The organism is Bacteroides sp. 90-K9/2 (assembly GCF_047310725.1).
GTDB lineage: Bacteria > Bacteroidota > Bacteroidia > Bacteroidales > Bacteroidaceae > Bacteroides > Bacteroides vicugnae.
The window spans coordinates 158,589-175,267 of sequence record NZ_JBCGVL010000003.1 but is presented as its reverse complement, the minus strand read 5'-3'; the positions used below and the strand labels follow the sequence as shown (position 1 = coordinate 175,267).

18 protein-coding genes are annotated in these 16,679 nt (G+C 39.9%); 15 read left to right on the top strand and 3 right to left on the bottom strand.

What is annotated here, in order from left to right:
• Positions 1–149: 149 nt before the first annotated feature.
• From AAHJ11_RS10155 to AAHJ11_RS10145, 3 genes are all read left to right on the top strand, one after another.
• On the top strand, positions 150–416 hold the full coding sequence (locus tag AAHJ11_RS10155; protein WP_117937562.1) for a hypothetical protein: 267 nt from the start codon (positions 150–152) through the stop codon (positions 414–416).
• The gene (locus AAHJ11_RS10150; protein ID WP_148364897.1) at positions 407–733 is read left to right on the top strand and encodes a type II toxin-antitoxin system RelE/ParE family toxin; all 327 of its coding nucleotides are present in this window, start codon (positions 407–409) and stop codon (positions 731–733) included. The genes AAHJ11_RS10155 and AAHJ11_RS10150 overlap by 10 nt, the downstream gene beginning before the upstream one ends.
• A 105-nt stretch (positions 734–838) precedes the next feature.
• Entirely contained in the window at positions 839–1,636 is a 798-nt protein-coding gene (locus tag AAHJ11_RS10145) for a hypothetical protein (protein ID WP_148364898.1), read from the top strand.
• A 92-nt stretch (positions 1,637–1,728) separates the two neighbouring features.
• Here AAHJ11_RS10145 and AAHJ11_RS10140 read toward each other — a convergent pair whose 3' ends face one another.
• On the bottom strand, positions 1,729–2,934 hold the full coding sequence (locus tag AAHJ11_RS10140) for an MFS transporter (RefSeq protein WP_148364899.1): 1,206 nt from the start codon (positions 2,932–2,934) through the stop codon (positions 1,729–1,731).
• A gap of 161 nt (positions 2,935–3,095) precedes the next feature.
• Here AAHJ11_RS10140 and AAHJ11_RS10135 point away from each other — a divergent pair, with 161 nt between their 5' ends.
• From AAHJ11_RS10135 to uxuA, 5 genes are all read left to right on the top strand, one after another.
• Complete coding sequence (locus AAHJ11_RS10135) at positions 3,096–3,341, top strand: GlsB/YeaQ/YmgE family stress response membrane protein (protein ID WP_005678015.1); 246 nt, start codon at positions 3,096–3,098, stop codon at positions 3,339–3,341.
• A gap of 40 nt (positions 3,342–3,381) precedes the next feature.
• Positions 3,382–3,669, top strand: coding sequence for a YtxH domain-containing protein (locus AAHJ11_RS10130; RefSeq protein WP_148364900.1), 288 nt, complete (start codon positions 3,382–3,384; stop codon positions 3,667–3,669).
• 389 nt (positions 3,670–4,058) lie between these two features.
• Positions 4,059–5,132: a substrate-binding domain-containing protein gene (locus AAHJ11_RS10125; RefSeq protein ID WP_148364901.1), complete on the top strand. Its 1,074-nt coding sequence runs from the start codon at positions 4,059–4,061 to the stop codon at positions 5,130–5,132.
• A 21-nt stretch (positions 5,133–5,153) separates the two neighbouring features.
• Positions 5,154–5,966, top strand: a complete 813-nt coding sequence (locus AAHJ11_RS10120) for an SDR family oxidoreductase (RefSeq protein WP_195649477.1) — start codon at positions 5,154–5,156, stop codon at positions 5,964–5,966.
• A gap of 95 nt (positions 5,967–6,061) precedes the next feature.
• Positions 6,062–7,231, top strand: coding sequence for a mannonate dehydratase (gene uxuA / locus AAHJ11_RS10115; protein ID WP_148364903.1), 1,170 nt, complete (start codon positions 6,062–6,064; stop codon positions 7,229–7,231).
• Positions 7,232–7,306: 75 nt separating this feature from the next.
• Here the strand turns inward: uxuA and AAHJ11_RS10110 are convergent, their stop codons facing one another.
• Positions 7,307–7,903: a 3'-5' exonuclease gene (locus AAHJ11_RS10110; RefSeq protein ID WP_148364904.1), complete on the bottom strand. Its 597-nt coding sequence runs from the start codon at positions 7,901–7,903 to the stop codon at positions 7,307–7,309.
• 75 nt (positions 7,904–7,978) lie between these two features.
• Here AAHJ11_RS10110 and AAHJ11_RS10105 point away from each other — a divergent pair, with 75 nt between their 5' ends.
• Together AAHJ11_RS10105 and AAHJ11_RS10100 are read left to right on the top strand one after the other, a co-directional pair.
• Complete coding sequence (locus AAHJ11_RS10105; protein WP_148364905.1) at positions 7,979–8,803, top strand: helix-turn-helix domain-containing protein; 825 nt, start codon at positions 7,979–7,981, stop codon at positions 8,801–8,803.
• Positions 8,804–8,883: 80 nt separating this feature from the next.
• Positions 8,884–9,300 carry a pyridoxamine 5'-phosphate oxidase family protein gene (locus tag AAHJ11_RS10100; protein WP_320974391.1) on the top strand — a complete coding sequence of 139 codons (417 nt, stop codon included), beginning with the start codon at positions 8,884–8,886 and terminating at the stop codon, positions 9,298–9,300.
• A 179-nt stretch (positions 9,301–9,479) separates the two neighbouring features.
• Here AAHJ11_RS10100 and AAHJ11_RS10095 read toward each other — a convergent pair whose 3' ends face one another.
• Positions 9,480–9,755, bottom strand: a complete 276-nt coding sequence (locus AAHJ11_RS10095; RefSeq protein WP_004297114.1) for a putative quinol monooxygenase — start codon at positions 9,753–9,755, stop codon at positions 9,480–9,482.
• 393 nt (positions 9,756–10,148) lie between these two features.
• On the opposite strand from AAHJ11_RS10095, the gene AAHJ11_RS10090 reads away from it, so the two are divergent.
• The 5 genes from AAHJ11_RS10090 to AAHJ11_RS10070 all read left to right on the top strand — a co-directional run bounded on the left by AAHJ11_RS10090 (position 10,149) and on the right by AAHJ11_RS10070 (position 16,573).
• Positions 10,149–10,988 (top strand): RteC domain-containing protein, encoded by an 840-nt coding sequence (locus AAHJ11_RS10090; RefSeq protein WP_258981230.1) that lies wholly within the window; start codon positions 10,149–10,151, stop codon positions 10,986–10,988.
• 108 nt (positions 10,989–11,096) lie between these two features.
• Positions 11,097–11,699: a DUF1062 domain-containing protein gene (locus AAHJ11_RS10085; protein WP_148364909.1), complete on the top strand. Its 603-nt coding sequence runs from the start codon at positions 11,097–11,099 to the stop codon at positions 11,697–11,699.
• Positions 11,700–11,784: 85 nt separating this feature from the next.
• The gene (locus AAHJ11_RS10080) at positions 11,785–12,486 is read left to right on the top strand and encodes an SIMPL domain-containing protein (RefSeq protein ID WP_195649480.1); all 702 of its coding nucleotides are present in this window, start codon (positions 11,785–11,787) and stop codon (positions 12,484–12,486) included.
• 217 nt (positions 12,487–12,703) lie between these two features.
• The gene (gene rsgA / locus AAHJ11_RS10075; RefSeq protein WP_320974390.1) at positions 12,704–13,792 is read left to right on the top strand and encodes a ribosome small subunit-dependent GTPase A; all 1,089 of its coding nucleotides are present in this window, start codon (positions 12,704–12,706) and stop codon (positions 13,790–13,792) included.
• Positions 13,793–14,326: 534 nt separating this feature from the next.
• Positions 14,327–16,573: a hypothetical protein gene (locus tag AAHJ11_RS10070; protein ID WP_320979077.1), complete on the top strand. Its 2,247-nt coding sequence runs from the start codon at positions 14,327–14,329 to the stop codon at positions 16,571–16,573.
• The last annotated feature ends 106 nt before the right edge of the window (positions 16,574–16,679 follow it).

Genomic DNA, 16,679 nt, shown 5'->3' with positions numbered 1-16,679 from the left:
TTGACCTTAACTTGTAGACCGGTATACGTCGTGACGATGCATACCGGTCGTTTTCTTTCTTCTGTTAAGTATGTTAATAGAATAGAGTTTCGTAGGTTATGTAACTGTTTTATTGTAACTTTGTATAATAAAGAAAGGAGATAATTAATATGTCTACAATGGAACTTAGGGCTTCACTTCTTAAAGAGGTGGCTGCTATTATTGCTGATGATGATCTGACGGCTGAAGCTTTAAAAGCCTTAAAAGCTTTGCGTCGCAAATCGCGTGTTGCGCGTAAAGAGCAGGAAGCGGAATCTCCCTGCAAAGATGAAATAGAATGTATAAAGAAACGTGCAGAAAGTGCTTTAGTACGCTATAAACAAGGAGAATATGCTTCGCAGGATGAGATGTTGAAGCGTACGGAACGATGGAAATAGTATGGGATTACGAGGCATTGGATGACTTAGAGGTCATCCTTTGTTATATTGAAACCCAGTTTTCGATGAAAGAGGCTCGCCTTTTCAGACAACAAGTTGTACATGTTATTCGGAATTTATGTGAGTTTCCATTTCTTGGAAAAGTAGAGCCTTTGCTGGAGGATTTTGAAGAGATGGAATTACGCTCTATTCCTGTTGATAGACTATGCAAACTTGTGTATGCAGTTATGAGTGATCGTGTTTTTATTATCGCCCTTTGGGATACTCGTCGTAATCCCAAAACTTTAGAACATGAGGCTAAAGGAAGACTTCGTTAATAATTAGAATAAATAATATAGTGACTTATTGGAATACCGTATGGTGAATATTAGTATTTTTGTAGGATAATTATTACTCACACTCACAAATTAACAAATTAAAGTATGAAAACTAGACTTTTATTTTTATTGTTGTTCATTGGCTTAGGATTAGTATCCTGTGATAATGATGATGAACGTTTCTTTCTTTATGAAATAGATGATATTTATTTCCCAGATCAACCTATTAGTGATATAGTAATGGAGATAACTGATGGTGCTGCTGTAGGAATGACAGGTGGGGTAGCTCCTTATACTGTAGAAACTGGTGATGAAGAGATAGCAAAAGCTAAGATTCAGGAAGAATATGGTTATGTGATGATAGCTCCCGTTCAATTGGGAACAACATTTCTTGTAGTGAAAGATGCGAATGGACTGACTGCTAAAATTGATGTAAAGATAATCAAAGGTACGAAATCGTTTACTACAAAGAAAGTAAGTGTAAAAGTCGAAGGACTTGAGGGTGATGAGAAAGTAGATTTAGAAAATCAAGTTATTGCAAGCTCGGATATGCATGTAACTGGCGGAATTAAATTTATTTATGATACAAAAGATAGTGGTACGCTTACTGTAATTCCTTCAAAGGATGATATATCTAACATTATTACTGCTTCTTTTACCAGAGAGATAAGGCAAACGGATGAAAAGACATTTACTTCTTTTATTTATGTGAATTATAATGATATAGACCATGTGCTTTATTTCACCTCTCCGGAAAAAACTCCATCAGAAGATGATGCTACTCGCGCTCTTGGCCCACTGTATTGTTGGTTAGTAGAAGATGTAACGAAAATATATAATAAAACATATCCCAATGTCACTTCTGTGAAACGTATCTATGAAGGGCAATCAAGTAGATATTGAAGCTAAAAATGTGAAGACGAGTTCAGATTATAAATAATATAAATCGCCCCACTATAATCATTATAGCAGGGCGATTTTATTTATATAGATTTCTATCCAATCTTTTTCTTCTTCAAATTAGGCAAAAAGAACGTGACTAATCCCAGTAGCGGCATATAAGCACAGATGTTATATACATATTCAATGCTCGTTTTATCCGCTAAATTGCCAAGTACGGCAGATGCTACACCGGCCACTCCGAAAGCAAATCCAAAGAACAAACCGGATATCAATCCAAGTTTGGTAGGAAGCAACTCCTGTGCATAAAGCAATATGGCAGGAAAAGCGGAAGAAAGCATCAATCCCACACAGAAGCTAAGGATAATAGTCCACAGCAGATTGGCATGTGGCATTAGTAAACTGAATGGGGCAGCTCCTAAAATAGAAGCCCAAATCACGTATTTACGTCCAATTCGGTCACCTACCGGTCCGCCGATTAATGTTCCGATAGCAGTAGCTACCAGGAAGATAAATAAATATAGCTGCGAATCTTGTACGCTTACATTGAATTTATGAATCAAGTAGAAAGTATAATAACTCGTGAGACTCGCCATATAGATATATTTGGAGAAAATCAGGATCAGCAATATCGCGATTGAAAGGGCCGTTTTATCCATAGGCAAAGGAAGATGAACAGGTTTTCTGATACTGACAGTCTGTGCTTTCATCCGGTTTAGATATGATTTATACCATTTGCAAATGGGGTACATCACTCCGATAGCAGCTAAGGCCACAAATGCAAAAACGATGAGATGTTGCCTGCCATAAGGAGCCACCAACAGGGCAACCAACAAAGGACCTAATGAACCTCCGAAGTTACCACCTACCTGAAAGAGTGATTGTGCCAGTCCACGTTTTCCGCCGGAAGCAAGGAACGTGATACGGGAGGCTTCCGGATGCAGTACGGAAGAGCCAATTCCGATTAAGAATACGGAGGCTAATATCCAGTATAGATTATCAGAGAATGCTAAGTTTATCAAACCAATCAGTGTAAAGCTCATTCCGATAGGCAATGACCATGCGACGGGATGCTTATCAAAGAAAATTCCGGTAATCGGTTGAAAAACTGAAGCGGAAAGTTGATAAACTAGTGTGATAAGTCCGATTTGCGCGAAACTAAGTCCTAAATCATCTTTGAATAAAGGATAAGATGCTGATAGCACCGACTGTAAGAGATCGTTGAGGCAATGCGAAAGACTCAATGCGATTAAAATGGAAAATGTAATTTTTCCTACGGGTTGTTCCTGATTCTGTACCATAATACCTATTTACTTTTGAAGTGTTCCTGAAAAATTGGCTGCAAAGGTACGTAAACTTCCCGTTTCTCTAAGACTAAGGATTGTAAATAGTCGTTAATTCGGTTTTGTGTTATTGAACTATTCTTCATACCCACTGTTGTTAAATAAAAAAGGAGGATTATATGAGCTTTATTTGGTATATCATTATTGGTATTGTGGCTGGATTCCTCGCAGGTAAAATAATGCGCGGCGGAGGTTTTGGTCTTGTTATAAACTTATTACTTGGTATTCTTGGAGGTGTACTGGGCGGTTGGGTATTTGCCCTTTTCGGACTGGCAGCTTCAGGGCTGATCGGAAGTTTGATAACTTCCACCGTAGGAGCTATCCTTGTATTGTGGATTGCTTCCTTATTCTCGAAATCTAAATAGATATATAATTTATTTTTAATCCTAAAAACAGAACTTAATTATGGAATGTAGACATGGGAATTTCTGGATTGGACTTGGAATTGGGTCAATCCTCGGCGCAGTAGCTTATCGTCTTTCACGTACAGCAAAAGCAAAACAATTAGAAAGTGAAATTTATAATGCTATCCATCGCATAGGTCGTGATGCTGAAATAGCTGCTGCTCATGCTGAAAGAAAAGCAGTGGATCTTGGACTTAAAGCAGTAGAAACCGGTGCGGAAATTGCTGATAAAGTAGCGGAAGAAGCCGATAAAGTGGCCGGAAAAGCAAAAGATAAGTGGGGGAAATAAGCCCTCCAAAACGGGTAATCGTTTTAAATAGAATCGGTTACCTGTTTTGTTTTATATATGTATAATCTTTTATTTCTAGCCTCATCAGTCATTATCTGAATAATGTGTGCTCGAACACATATTGGTGTATATTCCCCATTATTTTCACTTCCTTCAAGAATAAAAAGCTACTTTTTTCTGATTTCTCATCTGATAAGTGCTTTTTTCTCTATACTATCTTTACTTTTTCTTATGTTTAACAACATGTATACTTCCTGGATGTTGTAGTTAAATTGTTGATTATTAATAATATATTCTTTATTGTGCATTATGTGTGTGCGCACACACTATTGCTTAATTCAATAATTCATTTTACTTTTGCCGATGAAAAACAAGATACTTATCAATAGATGGATAAAGAGTTTTCAAATATTCGGATTGTAGACATTGCCAAGATGGCAGGTGTCTCTGTTGGCACGGTAGATCGTGTCATCCATAATCGTGGAAGGGTATCTGAAGAAAACAGGAAAAAGGTACAAGCGATTCTGGAAATGGTACATTACCAGCCCAATCTAATGGCACGTTCATTGGCAGCCTCCAAAAAGCAATATCATCTCCTTGCAGTTACTCCTTCTTTTGTTCAGGGAGAGTATTGGGAAGCTATTTCCGAAGGCATAGATAAAGCGGCGTCGGAAATGGAATCGTATAACATCACCATTACCAAACTCTTTTTCGATCAATATAATAACAAGACTTTTGATGATATCATCCGCAATCTGCTGCATGAGAAAGTGGATGGGGTACTGATTGCGACTCTGTTTACGGATTCTGTTATCCGGCTTTCGCAGGAACTTGACAGGAATGAAATACCTTATGTATATGTTGACTCCAACATTGGAGGGCAACATCAACTGGCTTATTTCGGAACGGAGTCTTATGATGCCGGAGTGATTGCTGCCAGATTATTGATGGACCGGCTTTCTTCGTCTTCCGATATATTGATGGCGCGAATTATTCATAGTGGGAAGAATGACTCAAATCAGGGAAAGAACAGGCGGGAAGGTTTTTGCCATTATCTCACGCAAACAGGATTCAATGGAAATCTGCACGAAGTGGAACTGAAAATAAATGATTCAGTGTATAACTTCATGAAGCTGGATGAAATCTTTGAAGCTAATCCAAACATAAATGGGGCTGTTATTTTTAATTCAACTTGCTATATCTTAGGGAATTATCTGAAAGCGAGAGGAATGCAGTCTGTCAAACTGGTTGGTTATGACCTTATCGGGAGAAATACACAGTTACTTTCCGAAGGTGTGATAACCGCATTGATTGCACAGCGTCCGGAGCGTCAGGGATATGAGGGTGTTAAATCATTGTGCAATCATCTGTTATTCAAACAGAACAGTGAAAAGGTGAATTTGATGCCTATCGATATTCTCCTTAAAGAGAATCTGAAATATTATCTGAACAATAAATTATAAACATATAAATTTGTAAGAACCATGAATGAATTATTTAACGTAAAAGGCAAAGTAGTTGTTATTACCGGTGGAGCTGGTATTTTAGGTAAGGGTATTGCTGCGTATCTCGCAAAGGAAGGTGCAAAAGTGGTTGTGCTCGACAGGAGTGAAGAGGCAGGAAAAGCATTGGTAGACAGTATCAAAGCCGAAGGAAATGAAGCCATGTTCCTTTACACGGATGTGATGGATAAGGAAGTGCTGGAAGGTAACAAGATAGAAATCATGAAGGCTTATGGCCGTATTGATGTATTATTGAACGCTGCCGGAGGTAACATGGCAGGTGCAACTATCGCTCCGGATAAGACTTTCTTCGATTTGCAGATTGATGCATTCAAGAAAGTGGTGGATCTGAACCTTTTCGGTACAGTATTGCCTACAATGGTATTTGCAGAAATTATGGTGGAACAGAAGAAAGGTTCTATTGTAAACTTCTGTTCAGAATCGGCTCTTCGTCCATTGACCCGTGTGGTAGGTTATGGTGCGGCAAAAGCAGCCATTGCCAACTTTACTAAATATATGGCCGGTGAACTGGCTTTGAAATTCGGTAACGGTCTGCGTGTAAATGCCATCGCTCCGGGATTCTTCCTGACCGATCAGAACCGTACGCTATTGACTAATCCGGATGGTTCTCTGACTGACCGTTCAAAGACCATTCTCGCTCATACTCCATTCAACCGTTTCGGTGAACCGGAAGACCTTTATGGAACAATCCATTATTTGATTAGCGATGCTTCTAACTTCGTAACAGGTACAGTAGCTGTTATCGACGGTGGATTTGATGCATTCTCAATTTAATAAATTGAAAATTAGCTGTGCAGTGTCTGCATACTGGCTATCAACTCTTGGCTTTCAGCTTTTAATTTTTAACTTTTAATTTTTAATTTAATAATATGTATTTATGTGAACAAACTTGGCGCTGGTATGGTCCTAACGACCCGGTTAGCTTGTGGGATATTAAGCAGGCAGGCGCTACAGGTATAGTAAATGCTCTTCATCACATTCCAAATGGTGAAGTGTGGACAGTAGAAGAGATCATGAAGCGTAAGCAAATGATTGAGGAAGTGGGTCTGACATGGTCTGTGGTAGAAAGTGTACCTGTACACGAACATATCAAGACGCAGACGGGTGACTTCATGAAATATATTGAAAACTATAAGGAAAGCATCCGTAATCTGGCGAAGTGTGGCGTAATGGTAGTTACTTATAACTTCATGCCTGTATTGGACTGGACCCGTACAGACCTTGCCTATACAATGCCGGATGGCTCTAAAGCACTCCGTTTTGAAAAGGCAGCTTTTGTAGCTTTCGACCTTTTCATCTTGAAACGTCCGAATGCTGAAAAAGATTACACTCCGGAAGAAATTGCCAAAGCGAAAGCCCGTTTCGAGCAAATGAGCGAAGACGACAAGAAATTGTTGGTTCGTAACATGATTGCCGGACTTCCGGGATCGGAAGAAAGCTTTACTGTAGAACAATTCCAGGAGGCATTGGACCGTTATAATGATATCGATGCCGAGAAGCTTCGTTCCAACTTGATTTTCTTCTTGAAAGAAATAGCTCCTGTTGCCGATGAAGTAGGAGTAAAACTAGTGATTCATCCGGACGATCCTCCTTATACTATCTTGGGCTTGCCACGCATTTTGAGTACGGAAGAAGATTTCAGAAAATTGATTGAAGCCGTACCTAATGAATCTAACGGCCTTTGCTTGTGTACAGGCTCTTTCGGTGTACGTGCTGACAATGACCTTGCCGGTATGATGGAACGTTTCGGCGACCGTGTCAACTTCGTACATTTGCGTAGTACGCAGCGTGACGAAGAAGGAAACTTTTACGAAGCCAATCATCTGGAAGGGAATGTAGATATGTACAGTGTAATGAAAGCTCTTATTCTTTTGCAACAACGTCGCAAATGCTCTATCGCTATGCGTCCTGACCACGGTCATCAGATGATTGATGACTTGAAGAAGAAAACCAATCCGGGATATTCTTGTCTGGGCCGTCTTCGCGGATTGGCAGAACTTCGTGGATTGGAAATGGGTATTGCAAAATCTATTCTATAAGTAGAAATATATAATTAGTATTTTATCATAAAACACTACGGCTATTATTGATTGAAATAGTAGTTGTAGTGTTTTTTATTTGTTTTTTTTCATCGGTTGAGGAATGAGTGAAGCAAATAAATCTCTCACATGTGTATCTTTGTCGGTTTTCTTCGCTTTTTTTGCTTTTTGGGGTTCGGGAATAATAAGTAAAGCTATTTGTGCACAAGCTTCGGCGTCTGCTAATGCGTGATGATGGTTCGTTAAGTCATATCCGCACCGGGCAGCTACCGTATGTAATTGATGATTGGGTAATTCTTTTCCGAATACCTTTCTCGAAGCGCGGCATGTGCAGTGAAACTTGTAATTAGGGTAAGTCATCTCCCACAGTTCGTGAACTGCCCGAAGGCAACCTTCGTCAAAAGGACTGTTGTGCGCTACAAGTGGCAGACCGTCTATCAACGGTTTGATTTCCGCCCATACTTCCGGAAATTCATCAGCTTCCATCGTGTCGTCATAAGTTAAGCCATGGACAGCTGTTGTCCATTGAGTATAATAATTAGGGCGGGGACGGATCAGGCGATAGATTTTATTCGTTATTTTCCCTTCCCTTACAATGACAACTCCCACACTGCATACACTGGTACGTTTGCCGTTGGCTGTTTCAAAGTCTATAGCTGCAAAATTCCTCATTTTATTTTATTGTTTTGGAATACAAATGTATGAATTAGAATTTATTCTCTTTATATTTGTCTGTAAAATATATCCATGTATACAGAATATCAGCCTTCTCATTTACTTGTTCCCTACATTGATAACTATTGGGAATTTAAGGGCAATCCGGAATATGGTATGCGCATCCATATTCTGCCGGATGGTTGTACCGATTTTATATTTACGCTGGGAGAGGTGGCTAATGCTGTTGAAGAAGGAAGTCTGATTATGCAACCTTATCGTTCCTATTTCGTAGGACCCATGACGAAGTACTCCGAACTTGTCACTTATGCTGAATCCGTTCATATGTTTGGCGTTCGTTTTTTACCTTGTGGTCTGTCTTGCTTTACAAACCTGCCTTTGCACGAGTTTGTGAATAGCAGAATCAGTGTTAATGAGATGAAGGCTGTTTTTGATGACACTTTTATTGAAAAATTAGGTGAGCAGAAGCATGTGGCAGATCGAATACGAGTAGTGGAGGAATATTTGCTGGCATATTTGGCGCGCCATTATCAGCCTGCTGATTCGCACGTCGCTATGGCAGTGAACATGATTAATCATTCCGGAGGAAAACGTTCAGTTCGCAGCTTGATGGATGACGTCTGTTTGTGTCAGCGTCATTTTGAGAGGAAGTTCAAGCATTATACCGGATTTACTCCTAAAGAATACAGCCGTATTGTCAAATTTAAGAATGCTGTGGAATTATTGAGAACCACGACATCAGCCAACCTGTTGACTACGGCGGTTGATGCAGGATATTATGATTTAGCGCATTTTTCAAAAGAGATTAAGTCGATGTCCGGCAATACTCCTGCGTCTTTTCTTTCCCTTACAGTTCCGCAAGAAACCACACTTACTTATATCGAGCCACAGAGATAGATTGGTAAAAGTCGCTTTTTTACAATAGAATGGGAAGATATGCCGTTACCTTTGCAAGGTTAATAAAAACCAATCAGTTTATGACCACAAAAACAATGAAAGAGAAAGCAGCAGAATTGTTGCAAAGATGTGAAGTAGTTACCCTTGCTTCTGTGAATAAAGAAGGTTATCCCCGTCCTGTACCGATGAGTAAAATCCTGGCAGAAGGAATTGCCACTATCTGGATGTCTACCGGGGCAGATTCACTAAAAACAATAGACTTCTTATCGAATCCGAAAGCAGGATTATGCTTTCAGGATAAAGGAGACAGCGTGGCGTTAACGGGGAAAGTGGAAGTTGTAACCGACGAAAAGATGAAGCAGGAACTTTGGCAGGACTGGTTTATCGATCATTTTCCCGGTGGCCCCGTTGATCCCGGCTATGTCTTGTTGAAATTTGAATCGAATCACGCAACTTATTGGATTGAAGGAACATTTATCCATAAGAAACTCGACTAATTTTACTCGGAAAGATAAGGAATACCGGATTGATTTAATGAGAGTGTGTCAAAACGCAGATTATCGCAGATTATTTCAATTGTATTGATGTATTAATCGACGACTTATAAAATTATTTCTGCGATAATTTGCGTTAATCTGCGTTTTATTATTCATTATGACACACCTTCGTAATTCATTTAGAATTCGAATTTCTCTAATTTCATTTCAGCCAATTTCTGAATGATACCTACATATTGAGCGAAATGAGGAGATTTTTCGTGTGCTGCCAATACTTCGGCATTCTGCCAAGTTTCGCAAATCATGAAAACGTCAGGACGCGTGCTGCTTTCGAAAGTATCATAAGCAATGCATCCTTCTTCTTTTAAAGAACAGGCAGTCAGTTCTTTTGCCGCTTTTATCGCTTCTTCGCGGTTGGATTCGTTTACACGAACAAAAACATTTAATCTGATCATAGTCTTTTTTATTTATATGATTAAAAGAATCACTTTCTCACAGTATCTGTGAAAAGCCGAAGGCAAAGATACTATTTTTCTATACTTCTGGTGAGCTTATTTCAAAATTTCATATAAACTTCATGCCATCCTGAAAAAACTATTATATTTGCATCTGAATTCTAAAAGCAATGATTTTGGGCACAATTCTTAAATTTGTTATAGCTTACTATTAGCCTCATAAACCACAGGCTAATTTCTTTCGTTTGAGTAGTTCTATACTTGAACAGGTTTTTCATTTTATCATTTTTATTATTCACTGCATCGTTTTTCAAGACTGATGCAATTTAGCTATTCAAGCTTTCAGTCCGGTTCATAGTAATCAGACGGGAGTGGTGGATGCGTTGAGAATGAATGGAAAATTTCGTAAGAAATAGTAAGCTGAACATAGAAGAAGAAATAAAAAGGATCGAGCTACAGTCGGTTGATCCTTTGGATAGAATCAGGCAGATCATTGGTGTCCTACAGGTTTCACTGACTTCGCTGAAAACAGCAGTTGCCGGATATCAGTTTCGAAATGCTGAAGAAGAGATTCTTTTCTTTAAAGTATCGAAACCGCAGATTTCCGGTCTGTTGATGTTTTATGTCCGTTTGTATCAGATTGAAAAGAATCGTATCGGCAAATCTCTGTCCTCCCAATGCAGATATCTGAAGATTGAATTGGAGAACCTGCAAAAAACATTTTCGAATAATAGCTTTTATGAATATTATCGTGCCGGTCGGACAGAGTTTGATAACCACTATTTTATTCGGGAGAATTATGATATTCTTTCTGATATACATTGCCATCTACTGGATAGAGATATTTCTTTTACCACCTTGCATGATTCGAGTGTTGCAGAAATTCTGGCGAATAATCGTTTGATAGAATATGTATCGGAGGAAATAGAGCAGCTGACAGAGAAACTTCATCTTAAATTTACTTTCATTGTAGACAGTAAGCTGTTGCAATGGACGGACAGTAAAGTGGCTTTGGTTGAGTTTATCTACGCTTTGTATGCAGGTAAATGCTTTAATAATGGAAATACGAGTTTGAAAGACATTGCTTTTTGTTGCGAAACACTGTTTAATATCGAGATAGGTGACTTTTATCGTATATTCTTGGAAATCAGGAATAGAAAGAAAAGCAGGACTCAATTTCTGGATAAGTTGAAAGAACAGATTATAAAGATGATGGATGAGCTTGACAGATAAATTTCAGGGCGTCTTGTGACATCTTGTGAATTATACAAATGGCTAATCTCCAACTTTGCGGAGAAATATAATTGATTCACAAAGAAAGATAATCGCTTTTGTATAGTTATGGAAACAACATTTACATGGGAAATAAGGGTGAAGAATTGCCCCTTATTAATTAAGAAATGCAGTCACTGTGATAGTGACCGCTTTTATTGCAGTGATAAGTTCAGGATGAATGCACAGAAGAAAAACATTGATGTCTGGCTGATTTATAGATGTGTGAAATGTGATAACACTTGTAATATGACTCTGTTATCACGAACAAAAACCGACTTGATTGATAAGAAGCTCTTTCACAGCTTTTCTATGAATGACAGGGAAGTTGCCTGGCAATATGCTTTTTCTGCCGGAGTGGCAAGCAGGAATAATCTTCAATTAGATTATGACAGTGTTGAATATGAAGTGATAAATACCGTCTCTTTAGAAGATATCCTGAATATGAGTAGTGAGATCATAAGTATCCGAGTCAAATGTGATTTCGACTTGAACCTTAAATTATCTTCGTTGATAAAAAGATGTCTTCCTCTTTCCAGTACCCGCTTGAAGCTGCTGTTTGAAAAAGGGTATATTTCTTTACTTTCCGGCAAAACATCTTCCAAGTGTAAGGTAAAGAATGGCGATACTATTTTGATAGATCGAAAAAGCCTGATTGATTTCTTGGGATAAAATCGGTTTTACAGTTTTTTTTAATAGCTTTGTGAAATGATCATTCGCATTCTGTAAAAGAGGTTGTACTATTAAGATTGAAGATATGAAAAAGGTATGTTTATTCGCTTTTATTTTGTTTGCTTGGAGTATCGTTGTGAATGCACAGGAAAGTGATGGACGATACGTTGAAGTGACCGGTTCTTCTGAAATAGAAGTCGTTCCGGATGAGATTCATTTTCTGATTCAGATTAAGGAGTATTGGCAAGAAGAATACACCGGTAAATCAAAAAAAGAAGAAGATTTCCGGACGAAAGTGCCATTGGCAATGATAGAGAAAGATTTGCGTAAAAGTTTGCGCAAAATAGGAATAACGGATGATGCTATCCGCACACAGGAAATAGGAGATTATTGGCGCCAGAGAGGAAAGGAATTTCTGATAGGTAAGCAATTGGATATCCGGCTTACGGATTTTGAGCAGATTAACTCTATTATTCGTTCGGTCAATACGTGGGGAATTGAGTCCATGCGCATCGGAGAACTCAAACATAAGGATTTGCCAATGTATCGGAAACAGGGTAAGATTGAAGCACTGAAGGCTGCCCGTGAGAAAGCATCTTATCTGGTGGAAGCGATGGGGCAGCAGTTGGGTGAAGTGATTCGTATCATCGAGCCTGCCGATAATAACATAAGCCGTTATCTTCCTTTCGAGGCGCAGAGCAATGTAAGCATGGGGGCGGCAGCTACCGAGCAGTACCGGGTTATCAAGCTACGGTATGAAATGACGGCTCGTTTTGCCATTAAATAAAAATAGTCTATCTTTGTCGCATGACAAGAAATAATAAATCGGATTTGGTTTAGTAAACAATCTGTGTTGCTGATACAGATTGTCCTTTCGTTTGCTCTCGGATGATTCCTTTCGGGAGTATTCTTTATGTCTTTATAATTTCAATTTTTAACTTGCGTACAAGGGTGCTAAAAGCATCGTGGTGCTTTGTAACGTGTGCGCTGTATACATTAAGATCATGAATAACGAAAATCAAACAATTCACAAATTCGACGTTAATTTAAACTGGTATGGCTGGAATGATAAACTAAGCCGACTAAAACAAGAATCACTCTACAGCACTCTTCTTCATGGACGTATATCCATAGTACACCGTACCTGCTACGAGGTCGTTTCCGAAAACGGATTGTTTCAGTGTGAACTCACGGGAAACATGATGTATGGGAAATCTGATGCTGAATTACCCTGTACGGGTGATTGGGTGCTTTTTCAACCATTTGATGAGAATAAAGGGATTATTGTCGATATGCTGCCTCGTGAGCGGACATTGTATCGCAAGAAAAGCGGTACAGTTGCCGATAAGCAGGCCATTGCTTCTTACGTCGATAAAGCATTTATTGTGCAGAGCCTTGACGATAATTTCAATGTCCGCAGAGTAGAACGTATTATGGTTCAGGTATTGGAAGAAAATATCAAGCCTGTATTGGTACTTAATAAATCCGATTTAGATTTTGACAGGCAGAGTGTTGAAGAACAAATAAAGCATATCTCCAATCAGATACCCGTATTTTTTACGAGTATTCATCAACCCCAAACGATTCTCCGGCTGCGGGAATCCATATCAGAAGGAGAAACTGTTGTGTTTGTCGGTTCTTCGGGTGTCGGGAAAAGTTCTCTGGTAAATGCACTCTGTGAAAAATCTGTGTTACTTACCTCCGATATAAGCCTGTCCACAGGAAAAGGCCGGCATACATCAACCCGTCGGGAAATGGTATTGATGAATGATTCGGGTGTTTTAATCGATACTCCGGGTGTGCGTGAATTTGGCTTGGTTATCGACAATCCGGATTCACTGGCCGAAGTACTTGAAATCTCTGACTATGCAGAATCGTGCCGTTTCAAAGATTGTAAGCATATCAACGAACCGGGTTGTGCTGTTTTAGAAGCAGTCAATAGCGGTGTGTTAGACTATAAAGTTTATGCAAGCTATCTGAAACTTCGCCGGGAAGCGTGGCACTTTTCTGCTTCCGAACATGAGAAACGTAAAAAGGAGAAGTCCTTTACAAAACTTGTAGAAGAAGTAAAGAATCGTAAGGCAAATCGCTGATTTCTATTTAAACGATGCAGGTATTGGAATTTATTTTTTTCTTCAAAAGAGCAAAAAAGTTTTAGCTGCGCAAAAAGGCTGCGCACCACTGCATCTATCTTTGTCGAAGAAACAAGAAAACAGGTCAAGTACGGGTTACTTCAACAACTCATTTAAGGTATGGAAATCACTCATACGATTATCCGTTTTCCTGTTTCGCAAAGGGGCAGTAGCTCAGTGGGTAGAGCATCATCTTTAATCTTGAGATTATCCTGATGAAAAAGGTCAATTAAGATTTACTCCTATCCCGTGACCGTCGTCGGTTCGACTCCGACCTGCTCCACAAAAAAATATATAGAGGTAGGACAGCAGCTTCGGGATTATCTGAAATGAGGTCAACCGGGGCTTACTTCTTAACGGTGGATAACGCTGGTTCGAATCCGGCCTGTTCTACCTCTTTTTATCAACTAAGGTCAAGGAAGACTTACTTCAAAACCGCAGGAATGCTCCATTGATTCACAGTCTTCCGATTACCTTACTTAAAAAAACAAAGTTATGAATAAAGATTTGTTGAAAGTGTCTATCAGGCAGAATGCAATCTATTTGCCTTTGATAGAAGGAGAGAAAAAGCAGGAAGAGTTGACTTCGACTACCATTGCATTGGTAGCCCAACTCCGTAAAGTAGGATATAGCTTGTCCGAAGAACTGCTGCATGCCGTTAATCAGTTATATCCGGCTCAACAGATGATGATTCTTCAGGTGATGAAAGAGGTATTGGGTGTGACGCTAAACTGGGCTCCATTGGTGAAAGGGTGGGATGTACCTACCGGAGAAACGCGTTTGGATCATCTGGTTACATGGATCGCTAACCTGTTTAATACCCCCAAAGGCGTTAAACTACCTTGCGGACACGTGATCCCTGATAATACATTCCCTATGGAACGATACAATGGTTGTCCGTTCTGCGGAACTCCATTCCAAACGGCTACTACGGAATACTTCGGACAGGGAAGTAAACTGAAAGTGCTGGAACTTTGGCAGGACAAGGAGCTGAATGCTTTTTTCTGTGACTTGCTTGAATCGCGTACAGCTCTTGATGCCACACAAGCGGATAGCTTGAAAATGATGCTTGGCGAACTTCCGTTGCCGGCAGTCGGAATCAAAATGAAGGAGACATTGATGTTGGTGATAGATACATTGGTGGAGCAGGATAGAGCGCAGGAAGCGCAAATCTATTTCTCTACTCCGAATGATATATTGCGTTATCTGTGGTATAAGAAAACCGGATTCCTGCAAATCATAGAACCTAAGACTATTATCCGTAAAACAGGTAGAAACAACACACATATATGTGGAGTTTTGGATAAAAGTCGTTCGGCAGCCCAAGCGAAGCGTGAGGAGTTGAAGTTGAAATATACGCGTCGTGAATGTAAAATGGTAGCTCTTTGGTTGAACAACCTGACAATGGCTCCGGAGAAGGCTTGCGAAATCATGCATCCGAAAAGAGAGATGTGGGTACGTATGATACGTGCGTTGCGTCTGGCGGAATATGCCCGTAAGCTGGAATTCGGAAATTTGAAGGAATTGATGGATATATTCTACCGTGAGGCATATACCGTTTGGCAGGGAGAAGTGGAGCGCAACCGTTTGAAAGCGGATGCGGAACAGACATTTGCTTTGTTAAAGCAGCGACCGGGTATGTTTGCACGTTCTTTATTTGCGAATATGCTTTGGTTCGGAGCGGAAGAGACGTTGGCTGCATTTAAAGAAGTGGTTCATTTGTTGCCGGCACGTTTGGTCGTTACTTTGGGTATGTATGCGGAGAGCTACTTTGAACCGGGACGTAAGAGAATGGTGAAACCTTTAGGGGGGAATGCTCTTTTGATAGAACCACACTATTTGGTGGGGCTGTATATGGAGGATCAGCTAAAAGCGATGGTGAAGGATGTACAGGATTTGTGTAAGGAAGTCGTAGCTGCCCGTTTCGCCGGTGTAGCTGCCGGAAGTGAAAACAAAAGTATGTATATTGACCCTATGTTGTTCCATATCCCGTTGTCTATCGGCGATCGTAGCGAAACAATTCAGGATACTTCCTGTGCTTTGCAGGGAACACGTTTTCCGGTAGAGGGGGATAAAGTGCGGTTGTTTATGCAGTGGGGAAAAGGGCTTCCGGCACAGCATCTTGATATGGACTTGAGTTGTCATATTGCTTTGCCTTCCACAACAGAAGTTTGTTCTTACTTCAACTTGCAGGCTATTGGTGCTAAACATAGCGGGGATATCCGAAGTATTCCTAATAAGAAAGGTACTGCCGAATATATCGAGCTGGATTTGAACGAACTGAACCGTGTAGGTGCGGAATATGTTGCTTTCACTTGCAATGCATATAGCAACGGGACTATCTCTCCTAATTTGGTGGTAGGTTGGATGAACTCTGCCTATCCAATGAAGATATCGGAAAGAACAGGAGTAGCTTACGATCCTTCTTGCGTGCAACATCAGGTACGTATTTCCCAAAGTTTGCAGAAAGGACTTGTTTTCGGAGTTCTGAAAGTGAAAGAACGGGAAATCGTTTGGCTGGAAATACCTTTTGGTGGACAGACGATTCTTTCTTTGGATACACAGACCATCGAAAAGTATCTGGATAAACTGGAAGCGAAAACAACTGTCGGTGAACTGTTGACTGTCAAAGCGCAGGCACAGGGATTGAAGTTAGTTGATATTCCGGAAGCGGACGAGATATATACTCGTGAATGGGCATTGAATACTGCCGCTGTGACTAAATTACTGTTAGGTGATTAAATTCTTGGGAGGAATTGTCTTTTTCCTCCTAAGATTTAAAGGTCGTATCGCATAAAGTTATACCTTTGCATGCGATAGATTAATCGTCTGACAGCTGTTGAACTTT